The sequence below is a fragment of the Streptomyces sp. NBC_01233 genome, from assembly GCF_035989305.1.
Lineage (GTDB): Bacteria > Actinomycetota > Actinomycetes > Streptomycetales > Streptomycetaceae > Streptomyces.
The window spans coordinates 5,800,858-5,815,262 of the sequence record NZ_CP108514.1 but is presented as its reverse complement, the minus strand read 5'-3'; the positions used below and the strand labels follow the sequence as shown (position 1 = coordinate 5,815,262).

Sequence of the window (14,405 nt, the reverse complement as noted above, 5' to 3'; positions counted from 1 at the left end):
ATGCCTGCTCGCGGGCCCGTAAGCTCCCGTCATGCAGGTGATCCAGTCAACCAAACTCGCCAATGTCTGCTACGAGATCCGCGGGCCCGTGCTCGAAGAGGCCATGCGGCTCGAAGCAGCAGGTCATCGCATCCTCAAGCTCAACACCGGCAACCCCGCGGCCTTCGGCTTCGACTGCCCGCCGGAGATCCTTGAGGACATGCTCCGCAACCTGGGCAACGCCCACGGTTACGGTGACGCGAAGGGGCTGCTCTCCGCGCGCCGCGCGGTCATGCAGCACTACCAGACCAAGGGCATCGACCTGGACGTCGAGGACATCTATCTCGGCAACGGCGCCTCCGAACTGATCCAGATGTCGATGCAGGCAATGCTCGACGACGGTGACGAGGTACTGGTCCCGGCGCCGGACTACCCGCTGTGGACCGCGTCCGTCTCGCTCGCCGGCGGCACGGCCGTGCACTACCGCTGCGACGAGCAGGCCGACTGGATGCCGGACCTCGCCGACATCGAGCGCAAGGTCACCGACCGCACCAAGGCGATCGTGATCATCAACCCGAACAACCCGACCGGCGCCGTCTACGACGACGAGATGCTGCGCGGGCTGACGGACATCGCCCGCCGCCACAACCTGGTCGTCTGCTCGGACGAGATCTACGACCGGATCCTCTACGACGGCGTCACGCACACCAACACCGCCGCCATCGCCCCCGACCTGCTGACGCTGACCTTCAACGGGCTCTCGAAGAACTACCGCGTCGCCGGCTACCGGGCCGGCTGGATGGCGGTCTGCGGCCCGAAGAAGCACGCTTCCTGCTACATCGAGGGCCTCACGATCCTCGCGAACATGCGCCTGTGCGCGAACATGCCCTCGCAGCACGCCGTGGCCACCGCGCTCGGCGGCCGGCAGTCGATCGAGGACCTGGTCCTGCCCGGCGGGCGGATCCTGGAACAGCGCGACGTCGCGTACGACCTGCTCACCCAGATCCCGGGCGTCACCTGCGTGAAGCCGAAGGGCGCGCTGTACGCCTTCCCGCGGCTGGACCCGTCCGTCTACAAGATCAAGGACGACCGGCAGATGGTCCTCGACCTGCTGCGGGCCGAGAAGATCATGGTCGTGCACGGCACGGGCTTCAACTGGCCCGAGCCCGACCACTTCCGGATCGTGACCCTGCCGAACGCCACGGATCTGGCCGATGCCGTGACGCGGATCGGGAACTTCCTCGACGGCTACAGCCAGCTCTGACGGCGGACAACGACGACCAACAACAGGATCCAGCTCAACTTTAGAACCAATCCAATGTAGGATGGTCTCCTGACCACGCAGGAGGCCACCTCATGTACGAGCCGATCCGCACCAAGTCGGTCGTCCACCGCATGGGCGCCGCCCCGTCCGACTACCCGCGCAGCAGCCGCGGCGAAGCCCTGGACACCCAGCTCGCCGGCCACCTCGCGGCCCTGCTCGCCGTCACCGACGAGCTCGGGCTCGACGAGGCCGCCGCCGAGATCGCCGTCCAGGTCACCCGGCTGCGCGGGTCCCAGCCCGCGCGTGCGCAGCGGCGCCCCGCCGCGGACGTCGCCGCGCTGCACCAGCGCGCGCACGACCTCGCCGCCCGCGCGCTCCTCGTCGCCGCCTCCCGCGCCGACACCACCGTCGCGATCCTCGCCGCCGAGCGCATGGACGCGCACGCCGCCGCCCTGAAGTCCGCGGACCTGGCCGGCGCCCTCTAGACGGCCCCGGTCCGGGGCCGCGGAGGCTCCGGACCGGGTGCCACACCCCGGTGTCGGCCGCCCTCGCGCGGCACGCACCGCGGCTCCTTCCGCGGGCCGCTGCAGGGGCGGGAATTGGACAGAATCCAGTGCTCCGAACACGATGAGGGCTGAAAGTTCGCGGCAGCACGGGGGAGGCCGCTCGCAACCATCTCCTCCACGCCGCTTCGTCCCCGTTTCAGCAGCCTGGAGAGACTTCACCGATGAGCTTCGGCGACCCGAACAACCCCTACGGCCAGCAGCCCCCGCAGGGCCAGCCCGGCTACCCGCAGCAGGCCCCGCAGGGAGTCCCCCCGCAGTACGGCTACCCGCAGCAGCCCCCGCAGGGCGCGGCTCCGCAGTACGGCTACCCGCAGCAGACGCCTCCGCCGCCGGCCTACGGCGCGTACCCGCAGCCGGGGATGCCGGGGATGCCGGGCGCGGGCATGCCGCCGCTGGCCCACTGGGGTCTGCGCGTCGGCGCGTACCTGCTCGACGCGCTGATCATCGCCGGCCCGATGTACGCGGTGATCGGCATCGGCGCGGCCGTCGCCGGCGGCGACTCCGACTCCGTGGCGGCCGGTGTGCTCAGCCTCGTCGGCTTCCTGTACGCCATCGGCATGGGCCTCTTCCAGCTCCACAAGGAGGGCACCACCGGCCAGACGACCGGCAAGAAGGTCGTCGGGATCAGCCTGCACCGCGAGGCCGACGGCGCGACCCTCGGCTTCGGCATGGCCTTCGTGCGCAAGCTGGCGCACATGCTGGACGGCATCCCCTGCTACATCGGCTGGCTGTGGCCGCTGTGGGACGCCAAGAAGCAGACCTTCGCCGACAAGGTGTGCGGCACCGTCGTCGTCAAGGTCAAGTGACCCCTTGAGCGCGCACACCGGCCCGCGCCGCCCGGCGCGGGCCGGTGACGCACGCCGCTGACGCGAACCACCTGCGGGGGCGTCAGGGCGTGTCGGGCGTCCGTGCGAACTCGGCGCCCGCGACCCCGCACCACGGCACCGTCGCCAGCGGCCACACCGGGCCGACCGCCTCCCCGTGCTCGGTCGCGCCCGGGGCCACGCCCGGGATCCTCAGCAGCGCCTGGGCGGCCCGGCGCTCCGGGTCCGGTTCGGCGCCGTCGCGGAACTCCACCGTGACGACGTACGCGCCGGGACCCTCGGCCCGCCCCGCCGCCTCCACCGCGGCCATTACCCGCCGGCTCGCCGGATCGATTCGGCACCCGGTGACCCGTACGTCCTCCAGGGCCGCCCGGGGCGGCGCCTCGGGAGGGTCGCCGCCGCTCGCCCACACGTACAGGCCCAGCGGGGCGAACACCAGCAGCCCGGCCAGCGTCACCAGGCCGACCAGCCAGCCCTGCCACTTCAACGCGCTCACGCCCATGCCCCGATCCTCCCGGGCCACCACCCCGCCCACCAGCACCCACGGGCTCACACAGCATTTCGAAGTGGGACCGCCTGGACACCTGACGTTCATTCAACTCATCGCGGAATGTGGGTTTCCGCGAGCACGCTGCACCCGTGAGACGCATCCTAGGAATCGTCCTGGGCCTCCTCCTGATCGGCGGCGTGCTCTACGTCGTCGCCTTCCAGGGGCAGGATCACCCAGAAACCACGGCAACGAAGACCGTGCGTGGCGTCATCGGCTCGGAGAAGTCCGAATTCTTCCGCGACCCCGACGTCGTCAAGGCCCTTGCAGACAAGGGCTACACCGTGAAGACGGAGACCTCGGGCTCCTGGGCGATGGACCAACTCGCCCTCAAGGAGTTCGACTTCGCCTTCCCCAGCAGCAGTGAACCCGCCAAGGAGGTCGCGGCCGCCGCCGGGCTCAAGGGCGCCCAGGAGACCAAGCCCTTCTACTCCCCGCTCGTGGTCATCGCCCGCGCCAACGCCGCCAAGGTGCTGGCCGGCAACGGCCTCGCCAAGATGACCGGCAAGAACCTCGGGACCCTGCTCATGGGCCCCTTCCTCAAGGCCGCCGCCGAGGACCGCACGTGGCAGCAACTGCCCGGTTCCTCCGCCCACACCGAGCTGACCGGCACGCTGTTCATCAAGACCACCGACCCGGCCTCCTCCAACTCCGGCGCCCTCTTCCTCGCGGCAACCTCCAACGTCGCGAACGCCAACAGCGTGGTCGCCGACGACGCCGGGATCGAACGCACCGCACCGCTGATGCGCAAGCTGATCTCCGTCCAGGGCGCCCTCGAACAGAGCACCGACGACCCGTTCCGGGCCTTCATCAGCGGCAGCGGCGAACCGCTGATCCTGGTGTACGAGTCCCAGGTGGCCTCCCTGCTGCTCCAGCACCAGGACCCCGGCGACATGGTCGTGCTCTACCCGGACACCACCGTCAACACGGCGCACACCTTCGTCCCGCTCACCGGGCAGGCGAAGGAGCTGGGCACCCTCCTCGCCACCGATCCGAGGCTGCGCGAGCTGGCCGTCCAACGCGGGTTCCGCCCCCAGGACGGCGTGCCCGAGTTCACCGCCGCGACCGCACCGCACGCCGGCTACCTCAACCCTGGGCTGACCGGGATCCGCCAGGTCGGCACACCCACCGTCAAGATCCTCATGGCGCTCGCCCAGCGCGCCAAGAGTGAGGGGCCCACACCATGACACTGACACCTCCCGAGGACGGCACGTTCGTCCTCAGCGCGCCCGAGCCGGTCCCGCCCGTCCGCCGCGAGCAGGCCGCCGGGCTGGTCCCACTGCAGGACGGCGTACGCGACGAGATGGCCCGCCGGGCCGGCGAGTACGTCGGCTCGCTCGCCGGGATCGACACCCGCTCCCCCGAGTTCGCGCACCGCATCGGCGAGATCGCCGGGCTCGGCGCGGCCGACATGCGCAGCGCCTCCCAGCAGTCCAACCGGATGCTGGAGCGGACCGTACGCTCCCTCGGCGCGGACGGCGGCGGCGACGCCCAGGCCCGCGTCTCGGGCTCCCTCGTCGAACTGCGCCGCACCGTCGAGGACCTCGACCCGCGGGACACTCCCGGCAAGGGGCTCGGCAAGCTGCTGGCGAAACTGCCGGGCGGCAACAGGTTCCGCGACCACGTGGCGAAGTACGCCTCCTCGCAGGCCACCCTCAACAAGATCGTGGGCTCGCTGCGCAGCGGCCAGGACGAGCTGCGCCGCGACAACGCGGCCCTGCACACCGAGCGGGCCCGCCTGTGGGAGACCATGGGCAAGCTCCAGGAGTACGCCGTCCTCACCGAGGCCCTGGACGGGGCCGTCGAGCAGCGGATCGCCGAGGCGGAGCACACCGACCCACAGGCGGCCGACGCGCTGCGCGCGGACGTTCTCTTCCCGGTCCGGCAGAAGCACCAGGACCTGCTGACGCAGCTGGCCGTCTGCGCGCAGGGCTACCTGGCGATGGACGTGGTCCGGCGCAACAACGACGAGCTGGTCAAGGGCGTGGACCGGGCGGCCACCACCACCGTCTCGGCGCTGCGGATCGCGGTCATGCTGGCCGCGGCCCTCGACAACCAGCGCACGGTGATCGAGCAGGTCAACGCCCTGAAGGGGACCACCGAGGACCTGATCCGGGGCAATGCGGAGATGCTGTCCACGCAGAGCGGCGAGATCCAGCGGATCGCGGCCGATCCGGCGGTGGGGGCGGAGACGCTGCGGACGGCCTTCGCCCAGATCTACAAGACGCTCGACGCGATCGACACCTTCAGGGTGCAGGCCACGGACAACATGGCCGCGACCGTGGAGTCCCTCGCCGGGGAGCTGCAGACCGCCTCGGCGTACCTGGCCCGGACCCGCACCGCCGGTGCGCTCGAAGGCGGTGCCCGGTGAGGCGGGGCTGGATCGGTGCGCTGATCGCACTCGCCACGCTCGCCACGGCGACGGCCTGCACCTCCGAGGGCCCGGCCGAGCCTGCGGAGTCGAAGTACAGGGAGGGCCACCTGCGGGTGCTGGCGTCCAGTGAGCTCTCCGACATGGAGCCCGTGCTGAAGGCCGCGAAGGCGGCCACCGGGGTCACGGTCGACCTGACCGCGTCCGGGACCCTCGACGCGGTCGAGCAGATCGCCTCGGGCAAGGCCGACGGGAAGTACGACGCGATCTGGCTGTCCTCCAACGACTACCTGCGGCTGCGGCCCGAGGCCGCCGGGAAGCTGTCCAGCGAGACCCCGGTGATGTCCTCGCCGGTGGCCATCGGCGTGAAGCCGCAGGCGCTGGCCCGGCTGGGCTGGAAGCCCGGCGAGGTGACCTGGTCCGCGGTGCACGAGGCGGTGGCCGGCGGGAAGCTGACGTACGGGATGACGGACCCGGTGCGCTCCAACTCCGGTTTCTCCGCCCTGGTCTCGGTGGCGTCGGGGCTGTCGGGCGCGCAGGCGGCGCTGAGCGAGGCCGACGTGAAGACGGCCCGGCCCAAGCTCAAGGAGTTCTTCGCCGGGCAGAAGCTGACTTCGGGTTCCTCCGGCTGGCTGGCGACCGCGTACGGCAAGCGCGCTGACGTGGACGCGCTGGTGAACTACGAGTCGGTGCTGCTGTCCATGAACAGGGACGCGAAGGACGTGAAGGCGCCGCTGACGGTGATCCGGCCGCGCGACGGCGTGGTCACGGCGCACTACCCGCTGACCCTGCTGACCTCCGCCCCGGAAGGGGCCCGCGATGCGGGGCGGGCGCTGACGGACTACCTGCGCGGCCCCGAGGCGCAGAAGGCGATCACCGAGCAGACCTTCCGCCGGCCGGTAGCGGCCGGGGTGACGCCGGCCGCCGGGCTGGACCCGGAGAAGCGGCACGAGCTGCCCTTCCCGGGCTCGCGTTCGGTCGCGGACGGGCTGCTGGCCTCGTACGAGAACGAGCTGCGCCGGCCCTCGCGGACGGTGTACGTGCTGGACACCTCGGGTTCGATGAGCGAGGAGGACCGCATCGGGCGGCTGAAGTCGGCGCTCACCGATCTGACGGGCAGCGGGAGTTCGGGCACGGGGCAGCGGTTCCGGGACCGTGAGGAGGTGACGTTGCTGCCCTTCGGGTCCAAGGTGAAGAAGGTGCGCACGCACGTCGTCGAGCCCGGCAATCCGGGGCCGGCCCTGGACGCGATCCGCGGCGACGTGAAGTCGCTGGAGCCGGACGGGGGCACGGCGGTCTACGGCAGCCTGGAGGCGGCCTACCAGCACCTCGGCAAGGGCGGCGGGGACGCGTTCACCTCGATCGTGCTGATGACGGACGGGGAGAACACCGAGGGCGTCGGGGCCAGGCACTTCGACTCCTTCTACGCGGCCCTGCCCGAGGCGCAGAAGCAGACGCCGGTCTTCGCGGTGCTGTTCGGGGACTCGGACCGCAAGGAGCTCACCCACATCACCGAACTGACCGGCGGGCGGCTCTTCGACGCCACCGGCGTGGGGGTCCCCCCAGCGGTAGCCGGGGGAGGTTCGCTGGCCGGAGCCTTCGAGGAGATCCGTGGCTACCAATAGGGGCGGCAGCAGGGGCGGCGGTGTGACCGGCCGGGTGCTCGGCTACCTGGAGTCGAGGAAGAACCTGACCGGCTCCGCCTGTGGCGTGGCGGGCCTCGGCCTCACCCTCGCCGGGGTGGCCGGCGCGTACTGGCCGGTGGTGGTGGCGGGGCTGTACGGCGCGGGCGCGCTGATCGCCCCGCCGGAGCGGGTGGCGCCGCCTCCGTTCGATCCGAGCGAGGCTTACGACGCGCTGCGCGCGGACTTCGCGCGGCTGCGGGAGTACCTGGGCGAGGTGGAGCTGCCGGCGGCGGCCGGGAGCCGACGGGCCGGCCTGCTGGAGCTGTACGGGGCGCTGCTAGAGCCGGGGTGGGTGGCCGAGGTCCTGGTCACCGAGCCGGAGGCGGTGCACGCGCTGTCCCGGGCGATCCGGCGGGACGTGCCCGAGTGCGTGGACACGTACAACCGGACCCGCTGGTGGAACCGCCTGACGCCGGGCGGGGAGTCCCCGGAGCGCCACCTGGAGCGGCAGCTGGACCTGCTGTTCGAGGAGGCGGAAAGCGTGACGGCGGACCTCCGCGAAGCAGAGGCCCGCCGTCAGCAGACGCACACGGCCTATCTGGAGGAGCGCGGACGCTCCTGAAGACAGGCCGGTGCAGCGGTGGGAACCGCTTGGTCGGGGGCTCCCACAGCGGTGGGCGCCGCTTGGTCGGGGGCTCCCACGTTCATTGGCCCGGTGCTACCGGGCTCGGGCTCTCAGCCCAGGCGCTCGACGAGCGCGTGGTACTGGTCCCACAGCTCCTTCGGCGTGTGGTCGCCGTAGGTGTTCAGGTGCTCGGGGACCAGGGCGGCCTCCTCGCGCCAGACCTCCTTGTCGACCGTGAGGAGGAAGTCGAGGTCCGCGGCCGGGAGGTCCAGGCCGTCGAGGTCGAGGGAGTCCTTGGTCGGCAGGATGCCGATGGGGGTCTCGACACCCTCGGCGGTGCCGTCGAGGCGGCCGACGATCCACTTCAGGACGCGGCTGTTCTCGCCGAAGCCGGGCCACACGAACTTGCCCGCGTCGTTCTTGCGGAACCAGTTCACGTAGTAGATCTTCGGGAGCTTCGCCTGGTCCTTGTCCGCGGCCACCTTGACCCAGTGGGCCATGTAGTCGCCCATGTTGTAGCCGCAGAACGGCAGCATGGCGAAGGGGTCGCGGCGCAGCTCGCCGACCTTGCCCTCGGCGGCGGCGGTCTTCTCGGAGGCGATGTTCGAGCCGATGAAGACGCCGTGGTTCCAGTCGAAGGACTCGGTGACCAGCGGCACGGCGGAGGCGCGGCGGCCGCCGAAGAGGATCGCGGAGATCGGGACGCCCTTGGGGTCCTCCCACTCGGGGGCGATCGTCGGGCACTGGGAGGCCGGGACGGCGAAGCGGGCGTTGGGGTGGGCGGCCGGGGTCTCCGAGTCCGGAGTCCAGTCGTTGCCCTTCCAGTCGATGAGGTGCCCCGGCGCCTCTTCGGTCATGCCCTCCCACCACACGTCGCCGTCGTCGGTGAGCGCGACGTTGGTGAAGACGGTATTCGCGTACATGGTCTTCATGGCGTTGGCGTTGGTGTGCTCGCCGGTGCCGGGCGCGACGCCGAAGAAGCCGGCCTCGGGGTTGATCGCGTACAGGCGACCGTCCTCGCCGAAGCGCATCCAGGCGATGTCGTCGCCGATGGTCTCGACCGTCCAGCCGGAGATCGTGGGCTCCAGCATGGCCAGGTTGGTCTTGCCGCAGGCGGACGGGAACGCGGCGGCGACGTACGTGGTCTCGCCCTCGCCCTTCGGCGGGGTGAGCTTCAGGATCAGCATGTGCTCGGCGAGCCAGCCCTCGTCGCGGGCCATGACGGACGCGATGCGCAGGGCGTAGCACTTCTTGCCGAGCAGCGCGTTGCCGCCGTAGCCGGATCCGTAGGACCAGATCTCGCGGCTCTCCGGGAAGTGCGAGATGTACTTGGTGGTGTTGCACGGCCACGGCACGTCCTCCTGGCCCTCGGCGAGCGGAGCGCCGAGGGTGTGGACGGCCTTGACGAAGAACCCGTCGGTGCCGAGCTCGTCCAGGACGGGCTTGCCCATGCGGGTCATGGTGCGCATGGCGACGGCGACGTAGGCGGAGTCGGTGATCTCGACGCCGATCGCGGAGAGCTCGGAGCCGAGGGGGCCCATGCAGAACGGGACGACGTACATCGTCCGGCCCTTCATCGAGCCGCGGAAGACACCTTCCTGCCCCGCGAAGATCTCCTTCATCTCGGAAGGAGCCTTCCAGTGGTTGGTCGGGCCCGCGTCCTCCTCCTTCTCGGAGCAGATGAAGGTCCGGTCCTCGACGCGCGCGACGTCGGAGGGGTCGGAGGCGGCGTAGTACGAGTTCGGGCGCTTCGTCTCGTCGAGCTTCTTGAACGTTCCCTTGGCGACGAGCTCCTCGCACAGGCGCTCGTACTCGCCCTCGGAGCCGTCGCACCAGACGACGCGGTCCGGCTGAGTGAGGGCTGCGATCTCGTCCACCCAGGAGATCAGCTCCTGGTGAGTCGTCGGGATGGTGGGAGCCGCGTTGTCGCGCGCCACGATTGCTCCTTGTTGAGGGGTGTGTTTGGTGTTTGCCCCGTGGGGGCTGCGACCCGGACGCTTCGCGCTCCGCTCATCCGGTGCCGACCGCACTCATCTGATCATCCGGTGGATGTGCGCATATGTCCAGAGGGCCTCTCACGTGAGCATTGCCACGTCCGTCAATCTTCCGTAAAGGCGACTGACGGAAACCTACGGACCCGTAGGTAGCATGGCGCCCATGACTTCTGACCCCGCCGCCGTCCCGGCCGCCGAGGCCACACCGGTAGTCGAGGCCCTGGAGGCGGCCGAGACCGCCCTGGAGGAGAAGCCGCTGCTGCGCGGCTGGCTGCACCTCGGGATGTTCCCCGCCGTGGTCGTCGCCGGCCTGGTGCTCATGGCCTTCACCGACTCGACCCGGGCACGGGTGGCCTGCGGGGTCTACATCCTCACGGCCTGCCTGCTCTTCGGCGTGAGCGCCGTCTACCACCGGGGCACCTGGGGGCCGCGCGGCGAGGCCATCCTGCGCCGGCTCGACCACGCCAACATCTTCCTGATCATCGCGGGTACCTACACACCGCTGACCGTCCTGCTGCTCCCGCCCTCCACCGGGCGGACCCTGCTGTGGGCGGTGTGGATCGCCGCCGCCGCCGGCATCGCCTTCCGCGTCTTCTGGGTCGGCGCCCCGCGCTGGCTCTACACCCCCTGCTACATCGCCATGGGCTGGGCGGCGGTCTTCTTCCTGCCCGACTTCATGCGCACCGGCGGCATCGCCGTCCTGGTCCTGGTGATCGTCGGCGGCCTCCTCTACAGCGCGGGCGGGGTCATCTACGGCATGAAGCGGCCCAACCCCTCCCCCCGCTTCTTCGGCTTCCACGAGGTCTTCCACTCGCTGACCCTGGCCGCCTTCGTCGCCCACTACGTCGGCATCTCGCTCGCCGCCTACTCGCACTGAGTACGGGGAAGGCCGGGCTGGCCGTAGCGCCGCGGCGTAAGCGTGCGGCCGGGTCCTGGTCGCTTCTGACTGGGGCCTGATGCTCTGACGATAGATCGTTCTTCAGCACACAGCCCCCGGTTCCGCAACTTGGAACCGGGGCCTTCTACGTCTTAGCCCTTCCGGGAGGTGCCCTCAGGCCAGACGACCTCAACCGGCAGTCCGTTCCCGCGGGCCTCCGCTACTGTGTCGGCGGTCCCGCCCCGTCCGTTGCCCGGCCGACCGTCCCATACGGCGACGAGCTTGTCCGCCCGGCGGAGGAGTTCGCTGTTTGCGGCCTCGTACGCTTCCCGGTTCGCCTCGACGTACGGCATCACGGCCACTTCGGCGGCGGCCTGGCGGAGGCGGTCGAACTCGGCCACGTAGTCGGACTTCACCTTGGCCTCCCGGTAGTCCTGGGACGGCACGACGACGATCAGCTGACCGCCGAGAGACAGAACCGCGTCGGCGAACAGGGCGTCCGCTCCCTTCGCGATGCAGGAAACCCCGGTCAGCCCCTCTTCGACGTACGGACCGAGCAGCGTCACCAGCGCTTCACGGACCAGCGGCACGCTCTCCTCGGTGAGGTCCATGTGGCCGGTCACCGCGATTACGGTCATGCCGTCCCCCTTCGGGTCAGTTCGCCAGTAGCTCGCGGATGCTATCGCGGGCCTCCCGGACGGCCCTGCTCTCCGAGCGACCAACGGTGTACTGGTACAGCGCTCCCAGCTGTGTTCGGACCCGGCTGGACCGGGTGAGCGATGCGGCTTCGACTGCCCGTCGGGTCTCCTCCACGGCGCCGGTGAGGTCGCCCGCGATAAACCGGGTCTCCGCCAGTCCGATCCGGTCGAGTGCGTGGGATCGGCCGGCCTCGGTGCCGCGCGCGTCCAGCGCGGTCCGGATGTGCTCGGAGGCGGATTCCGAGTGGCTGCGTGGATCGGCGCGGGCCAGGTCGAGCAACCGGCCGCCGGTTACTCCAGAGAGTTCGGCATGGTCGAAGTAGCCGATCCAATGCGGCTCCTCCTCCTGCGGCCCGGCTGACGCCAGTTCCTCCTCGGCCTGGCCGGTCGCACGTCGGAATGCCGCTACTCGTCCCATCGCCGCGTACGCCCATGCTTCCCGGGTGTGCAGCATGGCCCGCACACGTGGGCCGCTCAGTCCGCGACTACCGTCCTGCGCAAGCCGAACCAGTTCGAGGGCGTCCGTGGGACGGTCGGTGCAGAGCATCTGGCGGGCCATCCCGGCCAGCACGTTCGCACCGAATGGGATGTCGTCGCCCGCGTGCGCCGCACGGAGTGCCAGCCGGTAGTAGTCCTGTGCGCGCCGCTGACGACCTGAGTCCCAAGCCATGGTGGCGGCGGTTCCTGACAGCTGGGCCATCACCCGGTAGAGCCCCCGCTCGACCTCGGGCGACTGGCGGTCTCCAAGTGCGGTGGCGGTGTCGTTGAGTTGACCCAAGACAGCCTTGGCACGAAGGCCCCCGCCGAACTGATGGTCCCAACGACGGAACGCGACTGCGGTCTGTTCAAGCTGGGCAACATCGTGCGTGCCGAGTCGGCCCGGTCGGCGGCGTTCGTCCCCTCGGGCCGGTTCAGCCAACCAGCCTTCGAGAGGGTCGAGCAGCGTCGTCCCGGTCAACGCGGCTGCGGTGATGAGTCGAGCGGCGGTGCGTCTGTCCATGGCGAGATCGGTTCCGGTGAGTTGTGCGGCAAGGGCTGTCGTCACCTCCGGGTGCCAGGGCACGTCATCGGCCGGCGGGGCGTCGTAAGCACTCTCCGGCCCTGCGGGGCTGTGTCCCTCCCATGAGCGTGCTGCCAAGCCGACGAGATGGCCGGGGATGCCCAATCCGTCCGCAATGCGCGCGATCACTTCGAACGACGTGACCTTCTGACTGCCGGACGTGATCGTTGAGACCTTGCCTGGGGTCAGTTGGCAGGCTGATGCGATCCGGTTCTGAGACAAACCGCCGTACTTCTTGACCAGCCGAAACGCGGCCGCGAAGTCGTGCTCTACGAGTGCCAGGCGGAGGTCATCGCGCGCAAGCAGGTCGGCGGACAGCAGAGGGCCTTGGGTGGGGCCGGGACGGGTCATCATGGCACAGCCTTCGTCGGGAGCGTAGCCGGGCAGATCCTCAAATCGCCTAACCAGAAAGCGTATTACCGCCTAGGTAATACCCGCCGGTCATCGGCTGAGCTTGGCTCCGGGGCGATCCTCTTCATGCACGGCTCACCGCACCAATCCGGGCCCCGGCGGCCCCGAGAGAGAGGCAAGCGGCATGGTTGAGAACGGCGATCTGGTGACGTCCTCGTCCTGGAGGGCGCTGTGATCCGGGGCCTGGGCGACAACGAACCGCGCGTACTCATGACACTTCGGGTTTCGAAAGATTCGGGGCGGACGTGGGCGCAGGAATCCGTGGTGCGTGAGGGTGACCCGGTAGCGATCCTCTCCGATCCGGGTCGGTACCCGCTGTGCGAGTGCGTGCGGTGTGCGGGACGGCGAACGGTGTCGGCGCGTGCCCTTCGTCCGGCGGTTGTCGAGCCGGGGGCGAGGTAGTGCACGGCTTAGGCCGATGGGCCTGCGCCGGTTCGGGCGGTTCGCCGACTCTCTGTACCTGGCGATGCTCGTCGGCTCCATCGGCAGGTACGCCGCCGGTATCTACGCCACCTCGTAGCCGCTCAGTGCCTGGCCGAGTACGAGCGGTTCCTGAGGTGGTGTGCGTGAGGGGCTGGTTCCTGGCGCTGGCGTCGCTACCGGAGACGGCCGGTGAGCGGCTTATGGGCGTGGTCTCTGCGGGAGCGGTGGGTGGACAGGCGTGGGTGGGGATGGCGGCTGTGGCTGCCGCAGGCACTGATCGTGCTGTCCGTGTCCGCGCTGATGGGGGCGTTGGTGTACGCGATGGAGCGAGGGGACGGATGAGCGAGGAGCACACCAGAGCGGCCGAGATGGTCAGCCTGCCGGTACGGATACCCCCGAGGGAGTGGGCGGCTCGACGGCTGCCGGCCAGGGCGCTGTACGTACCGCGCCCGCGGGGCGTCGGCGAGCACCGGCTCGCGGCAGGAGGCGAGCGGTGAACGACCTCGCAGACACAATCCGCGTTCCGGCCGACGCCGAGCAGGCGCTACGGATGAGGGCGGACTGGGATCGTTTCTTCAGCCAGCCGGTCATGCACGAGAACCTGTCGCTGACTTCCTTTGAGATCGGGCAGTTCCGCCGGCACGTCCTCTCCGGGCACGGGCGGCGTGCGGTCGACATCGGCTGCGGCTGGGGGTTCCTTACGGCCGCGATGGCGCAGATGGGACTGTGGACCACCGGGTACGACTGGTCGCCGGTCGCGGTCGCGGGCGCCTCCAACCTGTTCGACCACAAGCGGCTGGAGTTCAAGGTCCACGACTTCGTGACCGAGACGCCGCCACGCGAGCTCGTGCCGGGCAGCCTCGACGTGGTCGCGTGCCGACTGACGCTGCCGTACCTGGACCGGCACATCGCGATGGGGGACTTCCGGCGCTGGCTCAAGCCGCACACCGGAACGCTGTACCTGGTGGTGCAGGTGTGGGAGAGGCAACAGCCCGGCATGATCCGCGGCTACCCGAACGCGGTCGTCGAGGACCTGCGGCAGGGCTGGGCGCACACCGCACGCTGGGACCTGGATCCTGCGGGCGAGTACACGGCCCTCGCCCTGACCGGGCCGGGCAGCCAATGAGCATCCCATCCGTTG

The 14,405-nt window shown here is 70.2% G+C and carries 14 protein-coding genes; 10 read left to right on the top strand and 4 right to left on the bottom strand.

The window, feature by feature from the left end; all coding sequences use genetic code 11:
* Window positions 1-31: 31 nt before the first annotated feature.
* The 3 genes from OG332_RS27805 to OG332_RS27795 all read left to right on the top strand — a co-directional run bounded on the left by OG332_RS27805 (window position 32) and on the right by OG332_RS27795 (window position 2,615).
* On the top strand, window positions 32-1,243 hold the full coding sequence (locus OG332_RS27805; RefSeq protein ID WP_327416015.1) for a pyridoxal phosphate-dependent aminotransferase: 1,212 nt from the start codon (window positions 32-34) through the stop codon (window positions 1,241-1,243).
* A gap of 92 nt (window positions 1,244-1,335) precedes the next feature.
* On the top strand, window positions 1,336-1,728 hold the full coding sequence (locus OG332_RS27800; RefSeq protein WP_327416014.1) for an SCO4983 family protein: 393 nt from the start codon (window positions 1,336-1,338) through the stop codon (window positions 1,726-1,728).
* A gap of 242 nt (window positions 1,729-1,970) precedes the next feature.
* Complete coding sequence (locus tag OG332_RS27795; protein WP_327416013.1) at window positions 1,971-2,615, top strand: RDD family protein; 645 nt, start codon at window positions 1,971-1,973, stop codon at window positions 2,613-2,615.
* An 82-nt stretch (window positions 2,616-2,697) separates the two neighbouring features.
* Here the strand turns inward: OG332_RS27795 and OG332_RS27790 are convergent, their stop codons facing one another.
* Window positions 2,698-3,129: a hypothetical protein gene (locus tag OG332_RS27790; RefSeq protein ID WP_327416012.1), complete on the bottom strand. Its 432-nt coding sequence runs from the start codon at window positions 3,127-3,129 to the stop codon at window positions 2,698-2,700.
* A 143-nt stretch (window positions 3,130-3,272) separates the two neighbouring features.
* Between OG332_RS27790 and OG332_RS27785 the strand changes: the two genes are divergently transcribed.
* Genes OG332_RS27785 through OG332_RS27770 form a run of 4 tightly spaced genes read left to right on the top strand, consistent with a single transcriptional unit; the run spans window position 3,273 to window position 7,798 of the window.
* Window positions 3,273-4,367: a substrate-binding domain-containing protein gene (locus tag OG332_RS27785; protein ID WP_327416011.1), complete on the top strand. Its 1,095-nt coding sequence runs from the start codon at window positions 3,273-3,275 to the stop codon at window positions 4,365-4,367.
* A complete protein-coding gene (locus OG332_RS27780) occupies window positions 4,364-5,551 on the top strand; it encodes a toxic anion resistance protein (protein ID WP_327416010.1) in 1,188 nt (395 codons plus the stop codon). The genes OG332_RS27785 and OG332_RS27780 overlap by 4 nt, the downstream gene beginning before the upstream one ends.
* Window positions 5,548-7,176 (top strand): substrate-binding and vWA domain-containing protein, encoded by a 1,629-nt coding sequence (locus OG332_RS27775; RefSeq protein WP_327416009.1) that lies wholly within the window; start codon window positions 5,548-5,550, stop codon window positions 7,174-7,176. The genes OG332_RS27780 and OG332_RS27775 overlap by 4 nt, the downstream gene beginning before the upstream one ends.
* The gene (locus OG332_RS27770; RefSeq protein ID WP_327416008.1) at window positions 7,163-7,798 is read left to right on the top strand and encodes a hypothetical protein; all 636 of its coding nucleotides are present in this window, start codon (window positions 7,163-7,165) and stop codon (window positions 7,796-7,798) included. The genes OG332_RS27775 and OG332_RS27770 overlap by 14 nt, the downstream gene beginning before the upstream one ends.
* A 113-nt stretch (window positions 7,799-7,911) precedes the next feature.
* Here OG332_RS27770 and OG332_RS27765 read toward each other — a convergent pair whose 3' ends face one another.
* The gene (locus OG332_RS27765) at window positions 7,912-9,738 is read right to left on the bottom strand and encodes a phosphoenolpyruvate carboxykinase (GTP) (protein ID WP_327416007.1); all 1,827 of its coding nucleotides are present in this window, start codon (window positions 9,736-9,738) and stop codon (window positions 7,912-7,914) included.
* 220 nt (window positions 9,739-9,958) lie between these two features.
* On the opposite strand from OG332_RS27765, the gene trhA reads away from it, so the two are divergent.
* The gene (gene trhA, locus OG332_RS27760) at window positions 9,959-10,672 is read left to right on the top strand and encodes a PAQR family membrane homeostasis protein TrhA (protein ID WP_327416006.1); all 714 of its coding nucleotides are present in this window, start codon (window positions 9,959-9,961) and stop codon (window positions 10,670-10,672) included.
* A gap of 152 nt (window positions 10,673-10,824) precedes the next feature.
* Here the strand turns inward: trhA and OG332_RS27755 are convergent, their stop codons facing one another.
* Window positions 10,825-11,310: a hypothetical protein gene (locus OG332_RS27755; RefSeq protein WP_327416005.1), complete on the bottom strand. Its 486-nt coding sequence runs from the start codon at window positions 11,308-11,310 to the stop codon at window positions 10,825-10,827.
* Window positions 11,311-11,326: 16 nt separating this feature from the next.
* Window positions 11,327-12,784: a helix-turn-helix domain-containing protein gene (locus OG332_RS27750; RefSeq protein ID WP_327416004.1), complete on the bottom strand. Its 1,458-nt coding sequence runs from the start codon at window positions 12,782-12,784 to the stop codon at window positions 11,327-11,329.
* Window positions 12,785-13,602: 818 nt separating this feature from the next.
* Here OG332_RS27750 and OG332_RS27745 point away from each other — a divergent pair.
* Both OG332_RS27745 and OG332_RS27740 read left to right on the top strand, forming a co-directional pair.
* Entirely contained in the window at window positions 13,603-13,761 is a 159-nt protein-coding gene (locus tag OG332_RS27745) for a hypothetical protein (protein WP_327416003.1), read from the top strand.
* The gene (locus OG332_RS27740; protein WP_327416002.1) at window positions 13,758-14,390 is read left to right on the top strand and encodes a class I SAM-dependent methyltransferase; all 633 of its coding nucleotides are present in this window, start codon (window positions 13,758-13,760) and stop codon (window positions 14,388-14,390) included. Before OG332_RS27745 ends, OG332_RS27740 begins: the two co-directional genes overlap by 4 nt.
* Window positions 14,391-14,405 lie beyond the last annotated feature (15 nt).